The organism is Microbulbifer sp. NBRC 101763, from assembly GCF_040371615.1.
GTDB classification, from domain to species: Bacteria; Pseudomonadota; Gammaproteobacteria; order Pseudomonadales; family Cellvibrionaceae; genus Microbulbifer; species Microbulbifer variabilis.
On record NZ_BAABQV010000008.1, the window covers coordinates 21097 to 33426 of the forward strand.

Consider the following 12330-nt stretch of genomic DNA (forward strand, 5'->3'; position numbering starts at 1 on the left):
TGCCGCGTAGCGGCACTCGTAGCGAGGAAGCTAGGGCGAGATGATGCTGGCTAAATGTACAGATGTCAGTCTTCATGTCTGGCGATATCCGCGTCGGACTGGATTTCACACATTATGTATATTTTTCAACCTTGCAGTCAATGGTTATCCTAAATTTGCACTTTATTCTTTTTTTTGTAGTTTTTTCATCCTATTTTATATCGGTTTTCAATGAATTTTATTTAATAAATACATGTCCCCTCAAACTGTGAGGCCAATGAGGGGGCATAAATGGAGCAGTAGAGTCTATTTAGTAGGTGAACTGGCAGTCTCACTTCCCAGCTTATTCAGGAATTGCCAAAGGTCTCCGTGCAATTGCTCCACTTCAGACCTAGTGATTGAAGACTGGTCAATGCGTTGTTGTACCCAGGCGCGGGCCCGGGGCTTAAGATCCAGAGCTACTTCGGTAGCCGACAGTAGGGTGACACGTTCATCCCAGGAGGCGCGGTATCTTTGGACCAGACCGCGCTGCTCCATGCGCTTTAATAGGGGGGTGAGTGTGCCCGAATCGAGCATGAGGCGCTGGCCAAGAGCTCCAAGGCTCCGATCTTTGTGGCTTTGATCCCCCTCCGCGGCCCACTCCCACAGAACCATCAATACCAGGTACTGGGGGTAGGTGATATCCAGGTCCTTCAGCATGGGCTGATATGCCCGGGTCATAGCTCGGGAGGCGGCGTAAAGGGCAAAGCAGAGCTGGCGATTGAGAGCCAGCTCTATGGAATCATCATCACAGACCACAGTCACAGCATCCGCTCAATTTCCGCCTGGAGGGATTCGGGAGTGTCCTTGGGAGCGTAGCGCTTTACCTGTTCGCCGTCCTTACTAATCAGAAACTTGGTGAAATTCCACTTGATTCCTTCGGTGCCAAGCAGCCCCGGTGCACGCTTTTTCAATTCTACAAACAGTGGATGTGCAGAGGGGCCATTTACGTCCAGCTTGGCGTAAACAGGGAAACTGACTCCAAAATTCAGCTCACAAAACTCCTGAATCTCTTCATCACTGCCTGGTTCCTGCTTGCCGAATTGGTTGCAAGGAAAACCGAGAACAGTCAGGCCGCGATCCTTGTACTCTTTGTAGAGGTTTTCCAGCCCACTGTACTGTTTGGTAAAGCCGCATTTACTAGCGGTATTGACTATCAGGATCACCTTGCCCTTAAAGTCTTCGAGAGTTGCAGTCTCACCAGCGGCAGTCTTGACGGGAATCGAGTAGAGGTCAGTCATGATCATCTCCTGTAATTTATATTGTACGCAATGTAATTGTGTGCAATATAAATTACAAGCTTATCTCTGAAGCAGTTAGTGTTCATGCGGACTTTGTTGTGAGAATGGTTATCAATTATATTATGCGCCATATTCTCAACATTGTTTGCAGCAACAGAAAAGGACTCTCCATGCGCCTTTCCCAATACCTGGCCCGCCTGTTTGTGGCGTTGTTGGCGATTACGATAATCCCCACCCAGGCCCAGCAGGCAGGCCTTTCCGAGCAGCAGCTGCGCCAGCTTATGCAGATGGCGGAATATATAGGTGTGGATTACCCGGAGGCGGTGGCCGACGGTGAGATCATTAACACGGATGAATATGCTGAGATGGAGGAGTTTGCCCAGTTGTTGATCGACCGTGGGCAACAGCTCGCGGATTCCGCAGAGGCTGTGACAATCCGCGCCGAAGCCAGGGCTTTACAGGAGGCGATTCAGCGCAAAGCAGCTATTGCCGAGGTCCAGGTGCACACGGCTAAATTGCGACAGGGATTACTGTCTATTGCGCCGGCGCTTTCTCTGCCTACCACGCTGCTCGATCTTAATGAAAGTCGTGCCCTCTATCAGGCTCAGTGTATCGCTTGCCACGGTGTGGAAGGTAAAGGGGATGGCCCTCTGGCGGCCCAGCTGGAACCTGCACCGACCGATTTCCACGAGCGCGAGCGGGCTGAGAATCGCTCGCTGCTTGGGCTCTATGATGCCATTAGCAATGGTATCGACGGTACTGCCATGACAGCATTCAAGAACCTCAACGAACAGCAGCGCTGGTCACTGGCTTTTTTCGTGGGGAGCCTGGCTTTTACAGGAGAAAGCGCTGACGCTGCAGAACCGAAGCTGAGCTTGCAGGATCTAGTGATGTACAGCCCACAGGTACTGCGAAGCGACCGTCCGGATTTTTCCCCCCAGTCAGTAGCGGCTCTGCGTGGAAATCCCAGCGCGCTGTTTAGCACTGCAATGGAAGAGGGGGACACCCCAATTGATGTCGCGCGTGTACAGTTGCAAAAATCCCTGCAAGCCTACCAGCAGGGCGACTTTGTCAGTGCCCGTACTCTGGCTATCAGCGCTTACCTGGATGGCTTTGAGATGGCTGAGAACTCGCTGGATTCACTGGATGTGCATCTGCGCCAGGCCACTGAGCGTGAACTGCTGGGTTTGCGTGCACAACTGAACGCAGACAGCGACCCACAACAGGTTGAAGATCAGGTTGAGGCGATTCTGCAGCAACTGGCTCAGGCGGAAGCACTGATGGAGGATAGCAATCTGTCCGGCGCCGCCTTGTTTATTGCCAGCTTGGTAATCCTACTGCGTGAAGGGCTGGAGGCCCTGCTGGTGGTAATTGCGCTGACAACAATTCTGGTGAAGACTGGACGCCGCGATGCCCTCAAATTTGTGCACTTGGGTTGGATTGGTGCATTTGCAGCTGGCTTTGCCACCTGGGTTGCGGCCCAAAGCGTTATCACCATCAGCGGTGCCAGCCGTGAGGTCATGGAAGGTGTCGCTGCGCTGTTGGCCGCAATGGTGCTCTTCTATGTAGGTTTCTGGATGCATAGTAAGACACAGGCGTCAGAGTGGCAGAAATATATTCAAGATAGTATCAATCGCAGCTTGAGTACTGGCGCCCTGTGGGGGATTGCCGGCCTAGCCTTCATTGCGGTTTATCGTGAAATTTTTGAAACTATTCTGTTCTATCAGTCGCTGTTGGCGCAGACTTCAGAAAGTCAGTACAACACACTCTGGGGAGGTATTGTCGCTGGTGTGGCCCTGCTCGCAGTAGTTGGCTTTGCCCTGATGCGTTACTCAGTGAGCCTGCCGATTGGCAAGTTCTTCTCTGCGACCACTTATGTACTGCTGGCCCTGTCATTCGTGCTCGCAGGAAAAGCGGTGGCGGCGCTACAGGAAGCGGCCTGGATTGCTATTTCACCCCTTCCAGTACAATTCAGTATTGACTGGTTGGGAATTTACTCCACTTGGCAGGGGCTAGGTCTGCAGGCCACTATTCTTGTGGCCGCGTTATGGCTGATGAGAAAAGGCGGTGCTACTGCTGAAGCTGCGGGCAAAGCGGCTTAGATGTCAACGAGATACCCGTTCTTGTGGACGGGTATCACCTCCCCCTACTCCTCCTTCAAGTTTGCATTTGCTCTTGCAGAGTTTCCGCGTCAATTTTAAAAGCGGTCAAAGTCTTACCTGTCACGGCCAGAGTTCTGGGAAAGCTGGTTTTTTTCTTGTCTCTGGTTGTCGGGCCAGTGAGTTTGCAATATGGCTTTTGGGGAGCTAGGGGCATTACTGGCGCCGACGAACAATTGCTCAAGTACCCTTTGGAGATCATTGGTGAAAGGTTTTCGTATCTTCAGGAGTAATTGCTGCTCCAGCGGTGATATGAACTTTGGACAGAAGTTTCTGCCGCTTTTTACTCTTATTATTTCTGTGCGTATTGAGCCCCTGTAAAAAGATAGGAAAAAGGGGAGTAGTTATGCCGGACAGAACTCTGTCGATAGAGACCCGGTTATCTTGGGTATGATCTTTATTCGTTCCAGTACTGGGGAATAAGCAAACCAGATCACCATTACCTAGCGCATTTTGGATGTCTCCAGATACTTTCTCTTCACCTTCGGTTATGTCATGGATGATGGGATTGGTGCCGTAATTCTTGAATATAAAGTGCAATACCGGTGCTTCATAGATAGACCTGGGCAACACAAAACGAATAGGGCGTGAAAACGTGTCCATTAATAGTAGAGGGGCAAGTTTCCCGTCAGGAGAGCAAGCCAATAGAGCCGCGCCCTTTTTGGGTATTTGATTGAGGTTTCCGTGTGTTGTGCGGACCAAAAGGCGAGATGAAAACCAGATTATCAGGTGCACAATAAATTCGGGTAATTTGCAAAAGAGGAAGGTTATGACTGCAATATTTAAAAGAGCGATGAGAATAAACAACTGTGGAATGGTGATTTTCAACACGTCCAAAAATACGATATTCAGCAGTGAGATAGCTACAATAAAGAAAGCGTTAAGTACGTTATTGAGAGATAAAACCTGAGCGCGAACCGTTTTTTCTGTTCGGTCCTGAATAATGGTATAGAGTGGAACGATAAAAATACCTCCAAAAATTCCCAGTAAAGCGGTGTATATCAGGATTGCATAGGCGCCATCGCTGCGGAGGTACTCTGCTACCGATGCCCCGGATAGTGTTTCAAACTGGGCGGCACTCCAACCCAACCCAAGACCGGCCAGTGTTATACCTAACGCACCGACAGGCACGATACCGAAGGTAATTCGTCCCCTGGAGAGACTCTCACACATCAGTGAGCCTACCGCGACCCCAATAGATAAACAGCATAAGATGAGGGTGATAACAGGTTCACTGGCGCCCAGTATATTTCTAGTGAAGCTGGGAATCTGGGCCAAATAGGCTGAGCTCACCAGCCAAAACCAGGAACAGGCAATAATTGCATAAAAAACAGATGGTGTTTTTATGGTTAGCCGTAAGATGCGCCAAGCCTGTGACAGGGGGTTCCAGCCGATATGTAGCTTGGGAGCCGATGATGGTGCTGTCGGGATCCAGCGACTAGTTAAGTAGCCAAATATTGCGACGATGACCATGATCCAGCCTATATCGAATAGACCAGGCTGTCCCGGTTTGGTATAGCCAGCCAGTAGAGAGCCGGCAATGGTACCGATAAGTACCCCGGCAAAGGAGCCCATTTGTGCAAGCCCGTTACCGCCCATTAACTCCTGGCGCTGCAAGTGCTGGGGTAAAATGGCATATTGCACTGGGCTGAAGATCGCTGTGTGTGCTGCCAGCAGGAAGAGCACAAGAAAGTCCAAGGTACGGCTGTTGTAAATCAGGGCATAGGCCCCGAGTATCACAATAAAAATCTCAGCCAGCTTCAATATTCTGATGATTACGCTTTTGTCATACTTGTCGGCCAACTGCCCGGCGGTAATGGAAAATAAGAAGTAGGGCAATATATAGAAGCCGGTAGCCAGGTTGATCAGTGCGTTGGCCTGACCTTCTGATAGGCGGAATGCCAACATTACCAGGAGCGCATTTTTGAATATATTGTCATTGAATGCCGCGGTAGTCAGCGACAGAAATAATGGCAGGAATCGGCGTCTACATAGCAGTTTGAATTGATTGTGCTGAGCCATTGATGCTCGCTTCATAGAATTATTAGCGCTGGATATTGCCGAGAGGCTCTAAGTATCTAGGGCATCAGTAAACGCAGCCTCGCCGCCCAATAGTGTGGAAATATCAAGATGCTAGTTATAAGAATGCTAGCAGGTTGTGGCAGTCATATTTGCCTGGCTTGTTTCAAGCTAGAAATACTTTTTCCATAGATAAGAAAACTGTCGCTCAATACTCGCTTTATTTACACTGGCGCCATTAATAGGCTTATCAGCGAGGAGATAAAGCCGTCTAAATAGATGATGATGTTCATTATTGCCCTGTGTATCTTGAATTGAACCCGATTGCGTCTTTCCTGTTAAAAGTAGCGGAATGACTGGAAGTTCACTGTGCGCAAGGATTTTCCCTATCCGTCTATCCCAAGTACGTTCACCAACTTCTAACTCAGGAAAAATACACAGTAGCTCGCCCTGACCGATGGCCCGCTCCAGTTCGGCACGAGTGGTCTTTGTGAAGTCCCCTGTGGGTAAGTCATACCAAATAGGAGAGGGGCCGCCATGTTTCAGTGTGAATCGCAGAAGTGCCGATACTTCTTGGCAGTATAAAGCGGACTTGTCGAGGCACCGTGTCATAAATAATCAGTGGAGCCAGTTAATCAAATGGGCTGCAGAATTTTACTGCCAATAAAGAGGGCGGCCGCACCCAGTAGAACTATAGGAATCTCTATCAGTTTGATGATTCGCAGCATACGGCTTTTATCTACCCTATCTGCCAATTGCCCTGCGGTAACTAAAAATAGGAAGAACGGGAGTAAGTAAAAACCGGTGGCGAAGTTGATCAGGGCATTGGCTTCTGACTTTGCCAGCTGGAATGCCAGTATGACCAGTAGAGCATTCCGGAATAAATCATCGTTGAAAAAGGTGGTGACGAGAGATAAAAAGAGTGGCAGAAAGCGACGTTTGCCCAGCAGTTTAAATTGATTTTCTCTGGCCATCGCCGCTTATTCTGGGAATAGGATTGTGCAGAGTCGTATAAATAACTGACAGCCATACTCTAGGCACATTCTGTACAATAAGTGGAGCGTCAGAGCGGAGCTAGGTGGGGAAAGGTTAGCGTTTGGGAGACTGTGGCTCAGTATCGTAACAATGAACTGGGGCTGAGCATGCAGGTCAGCCCCGGGAATAAGGGCTTTTAGCGCTGTTCGCCGCGCAATTCTAAAACTTCATCGTGGAGTATTTCTGCCTTGGCCTCGGGGGGCTCAATTGGACTACCGGCAACTACGCTCACTTTGGACCAGAAGCGCCGAGGCCAGGTAGAAAAAGCGTGCCCATCCTTGTGGCTGAAAAAACTGCCCCACAAGCCCCTTAGCGCCATAGGAATTACCGGCACCGGGGTTCGCGCCAATATTTTTTCAATACCGGCTTTAAACGGTTGTATTTCTCCATCCTTTGTCAGTTGTCCCTCGGGGAAAATACATAGTAGATCGCCATTCTTCAGCCCCTGTTCAATTTCCTGGAAAGCTTTTTCGTAACCCTCTGGGTCCTTCGCCTTGGAGCAGATGGGAATGGCGCGCCCGGTTCGGAAAATAAAATGCAAGACCGGAATTTGGTAAATGGGCTTGTACATGATGAAGCGAATCGGGCGTCGCACGGCGCCGGCCAATAGTAAAGCATCGACATAACTGACATGGTTGCACACAATTAGTGCCGGACCATTTGCGGGTATCTGTTCCAGCCCTTCGTGCTTTACCCGGTACATCGTATGGGAAAGCATCCAGATCAGTAAGCGCATGGCAAACTCGGGCACCTTGGTAAATACGAAGGTGGCCACAGCCGCATTCATCAAGGCAATTACCAGAAAGAACTGTGGAATGGTGACTTCCAGGATATTCAGGAAGAACAGGCCGAGCAAGGCGGAGACCACCATAAACAGCGCGTTGAGGATATTGTTGACGGAGATAATTTGTGCGCGAATTTTTGCGGCTGAACGATCTTGCATCATCGCGTAAAGAGGTACTATGTAGAGTCCCCCGCAGATACCGATCAGAACCAGACAGGTGAGGATTGGGTAAGCTCCGTCACTGCTGAGGAAAGCGCCCAGGCTTGCCTGCTGTAATTCGACAAAATTGCTGCCGAAAACAGATAGGGCAATACCGGTAACAGTAAGGCCGGCGGCCCCAAGGGGAACCAGGCCCAGTTCAATATTTCCATCCGACAAGCGCTCACATAGCAGTGAACCCAGGGCTATGCCAATGGTAAAGGTACATAGCAGCAGGGTGACGAGGGATTCGTCACCGCCGAGAACATTTTTGGTAAAGCTGGGAATCTGTGTCAAGTAGGCTGCACCCATTAACCAGAACCAGGAAATACCAATAATTGCGTAGAAAATGGATGGGGTTTTGGAAGTCTGAACCAGGATGTTTTCTGTTTGGGTAAAAGGGTTTGGGTTGACGCGTAGGTTTGGCGCTGGTGCTGGAGCCAGTGGAATACTGCGACTAGTCAGGTATCCCAGGACTGCCGCCCCCATAATCACCAGGCTTAGGTAGAAGAGGCCGTTTTCTCCCTGGCCGGTTATCCCTGCCAGCAGGCCGCCGACGATGGTCCCGGTAAGGATGCCGACAAAGGTTCCCATCTCTACCAATGCATTGCCGCCAACCAGCTCAGAGCGCTTCAGGTGTTGCGGCAGGATGGCATATTTAACTGGGCCGAAGAAAGCGGACTGTATACCAAGCAAGAAGAGCACGGCGAGACAGAATACATTATTTCCACTGTAAAGTGCGGTGACGCCAAGTGCCCCAATACAGATTTCCCCGAGCTTGATAAGCCTGATCAGACGGCTTTTATCGTACTTGTCGGCCAGTTGCCCGGCGGAGGCGGAAAAGAGAAAGAAAGGCAGGATGAACAGGCCCGCAGCCACATTAATCAGGGCATTGGCCTCGCTCTCTACCAAGCGGAAAGCAATCATCACGATCAGTGCATTTTTATAAACATTATCGTTAAAGGCACCGAGAAACTGGGTGAGGAAGAAAGGCAGAAAACGGCGGCTGCTTAGCAGCTGGAATTGGGTGCGATGGGCCATAAATAATCTCTTTCCAGTAAGCACCTTACCTATGTTACGCCATAGCGGCTACAAGTTGTCTAGGCTGTAGTGGCAATGAAATATGCGAAATTGGCGCGGGGCAGTGAATAGTGCAGAGAGGGGCGGGAGGAGAGATATCGCAGGGATAAGGATGACCGGCCGCTGGCGGCGGCCGGTCTTGAGAGGAAAGTCCGTTACCAGATTTTCACCCGCTCTTCCTCAGGCAGATACATGCCGTCACCCTCTTTTACATCGAACGCCTCGTAGAAAGCTTCAATGTTGGGCAATACGCCTTGGACCCGGTATTCGGCGGGAGAATGGGTATCTGTTTTCATACGACCGCTAAGCGCTTTATCGCGCATTTTACTGCGCCAAACCTGGGCCCAGCCCATAAATACACGCTGATCGCCAGTGAAGCCATCAATCACCGCAGCCTCTTTGCCATTGAGGGACATTTTGTAGGCTTTGTAAGCGATGCCCAGACCGGAAAGATCACCGATATTCTCACCCAGGGTCAGCTCGCCATTGATATGTTCGCCTTCCAGCGGTTCGAAAGCGTTGTATTGGGAGACCAGCTTGCTGGTGAGGCTTTCAAAGTTGCTTCGGTCTGAGTCTGTCCACCAGTTGTTCAGATAGCCCTTGCCATCGAACTTGCTGCCTTTGTCGTCGAAGCCGTGACCAATTTCATGGCCGATCACTCCACCAATACCACCATAATTCACCGCGTCGTCCGCATTTACATTGAAGAAAGGTGGTTGCAGGATAGCGGCCGGGAAAACAATCTCGTTCATCGCCGGGTTGTAGTAGGCATTAACGGTCTGTGGGCTCATGCCCCATTCGCTGCGATCGATAGGTTTACCCAGCTTGTCACGCTCGAAGCTGGCTTCAAACAAGTTGGCGGCCAGCACGTTACCTACCAGGTTATTGGCATCCACCTGAAGGGCGGAGTAGTCGCGCCACTTATCGGGATAGCCGATTTTTGTGGTGAAGTTATCCAGCTTAAACAGCGCCTGCTTGCGGGTATCCTCCCCCATCCACTCCAGAGACTGGATGGATTCACGGTAGGCCGCTTTCAGGTTATCCACCAGAACGACCATGCGCTCCTTGGCCTCTGGCGGGAAGTGCTTTTCTACGTAGCGCTTGCCGACAAGCTCACCCACCGCGCCGTTGACGAACTGTACTCCGCGCTTCCAGCGGGGTTCCATTTGCTCTACACCGTGAATAGTGGTGCTATAAAAGTCAAAATGGGCCTGTGCCAGTTCACTGTGCATATAGGGCGCCATAGCGGATAGGACTTTGACCTTTAGATAGCGCTTCCAGGTGGCCATATCGGTATCGGTGATAATCTGGTTGGCCGCTTCCAGGTATTCGGGCTGGCCGACGATGAAGCTGTCAGCCTTACCCAGCTTGGCCTTGGCCAGATAGCTGTCCCAGTCTACCGCCGGCATCAGCTTCTTTAGCTCCGCAACAGATTTTTTGTTGTAGTACTTCTCGGGGTCTCGGTTATCCAGACGGCTGCGCTGGTGCTTAGCTAAGCTCTCTTCCAGTTTGAAGATCTTGTCAGAGAAAGCTTTGGCATTGTCGAGCCCAGCCAACTCCTGGATTTGTGCCAAGTACTCTTTATATGCTTTGCGCAGTTTCTTGCTCTTCTCGGTATCCTCGAAATAGTAATCTCGATCCGGCAGTCCCAGACCCGCCTGCCAGAGGAAAGTTATGTAATTTTCAACCTGCTTCAGGTCCTGATAGATAGTACCGCCGAAAGGAACGTTGTAGCCGGCGATATCTGCATAAGCGAAGAAGTCAGTTAGGTCTTTACGGGACTTGATAGCGTCTACCTTGGTGAGTTCACCGGAAACGGCAGACAAGCCCTTTTTCTCAATCAGCTTCTCATTCATAAAGCTGTTGTAGAGGTCACCAATTTGTTTAGCGCCATCGCTTTTGGCGCCCTTGCCCGCTTCCATAATGAGGGCTTTTACCTGCTCGGTGCTCTGGTCCCGCAGGATTGAGAAGCCACCCCAGCGGGATTTGTCAGCGGGGATTTCGGTGTTTTCCAGCCAGGTACCGTTTACATAGGCAAAGAAGTCATCCTGTGGACGTACGTTAGTATCCATGGCGCTGAGATCAATGCCTGAGGAGAGCTGCTCCTGCTGGCTAGCGGCTTTATGATGGCCAGAATTGCCGTGATCGTGTGCCTGGGCTGTTATTGATAGTTGGGTGCCGGTAAGGATGCCCGCGATAGCGACTGGTAGTAATAATTTTTTCATTTTTGCTCTATTGGCTAAATTTTCATCGGTCAAAACAGCCGCATATGGTAAGAGGTGACCTCAGGCCAGGACAAGGGGAACTGCGTTCAGAGGGAGATTGGTCGCGATAGACTGCGGAGGGAGCAAGTAAAAAGAATGGGATGAGGGCGGTAAAAGTATCAGTTTGAGCCAGTAATAAGGCCCCATAAGCTGGGACCTTATTGGGATGGGACTTAGTCTGGTAAGTTAAAGGTAATTGGCAGTGAGAAGCTAAAGCCCTCGCTCCCGAGCTGTGCGGGCACAGAGGGGTAGGGGGCTGCCCGCTCAACAGCAGCACGGGCTTCGCGATTGAGAATACTGTAGCGAGAATCCTGTACAGTCTGAATTTCCTGGATATCACCAGCAGAATCAATTACCACATGCAAGCGTACACTGCCTTCCTGGCCGCGTTCCTGGGCGCGTTTGGGGTAACGAATATGGCTGAAAGTATGGCGCAATAGGGTGGAATGGAATATCTGACGGGCGAGAATCATATCTGCGGTGAGAGGGGCTTCTTCTTCCTCCTCAAGCATTTCCGCAGTGTCGGCGGAGGACTCCATGGCGTCAGTGGCAGCCAGTTGGTTGGCCTCTGCGCTGTCTACACCTGCGAGTTGGCGCGGTTCACCTGCTGACTGCAGGAGTTGGTCTGTTGTCTCAGCTCCGGCCGCGCTCTCTACCAAGTCTATGACCTCAATAGTCTCGGCAGCCGCGGGTGTTAGGGTCATTGTTGGGGGGGCGAGTTCGACTGCGGCCAGAGTCGGTTTGGGTAATACCTCCTCTTTTTCCGGCTCCTGGGCAGCCGCTAGGGCTTCTTCCTGGCTGATTTGCTTCAGCTGCAATTCGGCGATGCGTTCACTGCTGGGCTCGAGTGCTTCAAAGGAAGTGAGTAGGCCACTGGGAATATTTCCCGCAGCGAGCAGACCATCGCGGAAATCTGTGGATGGCGGTACAGGACCAACCCAGGCACGCATCAGGGTATCAAAGAAATCGGGATCATTGATCTCGCCCAGAGTAATGCCGTTTAAGGCTACGGTGGTGATGCCGGTATCTGCGGCAAAATCAATGGTCAACTGGTCCCCGCGTAAAAAGCGCCCCTTAAACAGATTGGCAAATGTCACCATGGTTTCAGCCTGGCTGCTCAAGGTATCGCCGCGGTTGTTAATGGCGATGCCTTCCATCCACTGGTTGCGGAATCGGCGTGCGGGCAGGCTACTGGCTAGTACACGCACCTCGAGCCGTCGTGGCAATTCACTATTAAGTAGCCCGGCGGAGTCACCGCTGAGGTTTTCAGAATAGATGGCGGCGATGTAGAGCTCTTTGTTGAATTGCTTTTCGAGCGCGAGGCCGTTTAGGAGTGGTGCAGCTTTTGCAGATACAGCAAGTGTAAACACCAAAAGTGAGAAGACAATTTTTATCGATTTCATTGTTCTACGGTGTCTGATTACCCGGATTAAGAGGTTCCGGTAATTAAGAAGTTGGGGCCCCTCCCCAGTGCACACAAGTCAGATGAAAAAGTGCGCATTCAAAGTGTGAGCGAGCACACTGTACTCACC

General features: G+C 50.9%; 9 protein-coding genes. 1 reads left to right on the forward strand and 8 read right to left on the reverse strand.

The features are described 5' to 3' along the window. Positions 1-285 precede the first annotated feature (285 nt). Together ABWV76_RS18810 and ABWV76_RS18815 are read right to left on the reverse strand one after the other, a co-directional pair. Positions 286-783, reverse strand: coding sequence for a MarR family winged helix-turn-helix transcriptional regulator (locus tag ABWV76_RS18810; protein WP_020411864.1), 498 nt, complete (start codon positions 781-783; stop codon positions 286-288). Next, entirely contained in the window at positions 780-1259 is a 480-nt protein-coding gene (locus ABWV76_RS18815; RefSeq protein WP_020411865.1) for a glutathione peroxidase, read from the reverse strand. The genes ABWV76_RS18810 and ABWV76_RS18815 overlap by 4 nt, the downstream gene beginning before the upstream one ends. A 170-nt stretch (positions 1260-1429) precedes the next feature. Here ABWV76_RS18815 and ABWV76_RS18820 point away from each other — a divergent pair, with 170 nt between their 5' ends. After that, positions 1430-3361, forward strand: coding sequence for a cytochrome c/FTR1 family iron permease (locus ABWV76_RS18820; protein ID WP_211214882.1), 1932 nt, complete (start codon positions 1430-1432; stop codon positions 3359-3361). A gap of 255 nt (positions 3362-3616) precedes the next feature. Here ABWV76_RS18820 and ABWV76_RS18825 read toward each other — a convergent pair whose 3' ends face one another. The 6 genes from ABWV76_RS18825 to ABWV76_RS18850 all read right to left on the reverse strand — a co-directional run bounded on the left by ABWV76_RS18825 (position 3617) and on the right by ABWV76_RS18850 (position 12201). Further along, positions 3617-5440, reverse strand: coding sequence for an MFS transporter (locus ABWV76_RS18825; RefSeq protein ID WP_353376961.1), 1824 nt, complete (start codon positions 5438-5440; stop codon positions 3617-3619). A 168-nt stretch (positions 5441-5608) separates the two neighbouring features. Continuing rightward, positions 5609-6049, reverse strand: coding sequence for a lysophospholipid acyltransferase family protein (locus tag ABWV76_RS18830; protein WP_020411869.1), 441 nt, complete (start codon positions 6047-6049; stop codon positions 5609-5611). A 23-nt stretch (positions 6050-6072) separates the two neighbouring features. After that, the gene (locus ABWV76_RS18835) at positions 6073-6411 is read right to left on the reverse strand and encodes a hypothetical protein (RefSeq protein ID WP_020411870.1); all 339 of its coding nucleotides are present in this window, start codon (positions 6409-6411) and stop codon (positions 6073-6075) included. A gap of 197 nt (positions 6412-6608) precedes the next feature. Next, positions 6609-8495 carry an MFS transporter gene (locus tag ABWV76_RS18840; protein WP_020411871.1) on the reverse strand — a complete coding sequence of 629 codons (1887 nt, stop codon included), beginning with the start codon at positions 8493-8495 and terminating at the stop codon, positions 6609-6611. Positions 8496-8689: 194 nt separating this feature from the next. After that, positions 8690-10759, reverse strand: coding sequence for a M13 family metallopeptidase (locus tag ABWV76_RS18845; RefSeq protein ID WP_020411872.1), 2070 nt, complete (start codon positions 10757-10759; stop codon positions 8690-8692). A 212-nt stretch (positions 10760-10971) separates the two neighbouring features. Beyond that, the gene (locus ABWV76_RS18850; protein ID WP_353376962.1) at positions 10972-12201 is read right to left on the reverse strand and encodes a TonB family protein; all 1230 of its coding nucleotides are present in this window, start codon (positions 12199-12201) and stop codon (positions 10972-10974) included. Positions 12202-12330: the final 129 nt, after the last annotated feature.

Coding starts and splice junctions, on each gene's coding strand:
- ABWV76_RS18815 (WP_020411865.1), bottom strand. CDS start 1,259: ATGACTGACCTCTACTCGATTCCCGTCAAGACTGCCGCTGGTGAGACT.
- ABWV76_RS18820 (WP_211214882.1), top strand. CDS start 1,430: ATGCGCCTTTCCCAATACCTGGCCCGCCTGTTTGTGGCGTTGTTGGCG.
- ABWV76_RS18825 (WP_353376961.1), bottom strand. CDS start 5,440: ATGGCTCAGCACAATCAATTCAAACTGCTATGTAGACGCCGATTCCTG.
- ABWV76_RS18830 (WP_020411869.1), bottom strand. CDS start 6,049: ATGACACGGTGCCTCGACAAGTCCGCTTTATACTGCCAAGAAGTATCG.
- ABWV76_RS18835 (WP_020411870.1), bottom strand. CDS start 6,411: ATGGCCAGAGAAAATCAATTTAAACTGCTGGGCAAACGTCGCTTTCTG.
- ABWV76_RS18840 (WP_020411871.1), bottom strand. CDS start 8,495: ATGGCCCATCGCACCCAATTCCAGCTGCTAAGCAGCCGCCGTTTTCTG.
- ABWV76_RS18845 (WP_020411872.1), bottom strand. CDS start 10,759: ATGAAAAAATTATTACTACCAGTCGCTATCGCGGGCATCCTTACCGGC.
- ABWV76_RS18850 (WP_353376962.1), bottom strand. CDS start 12,201: ATGAAATCGATAAAAATTGTCTTCTCACTTTTGGTGTTTACACTTGCT.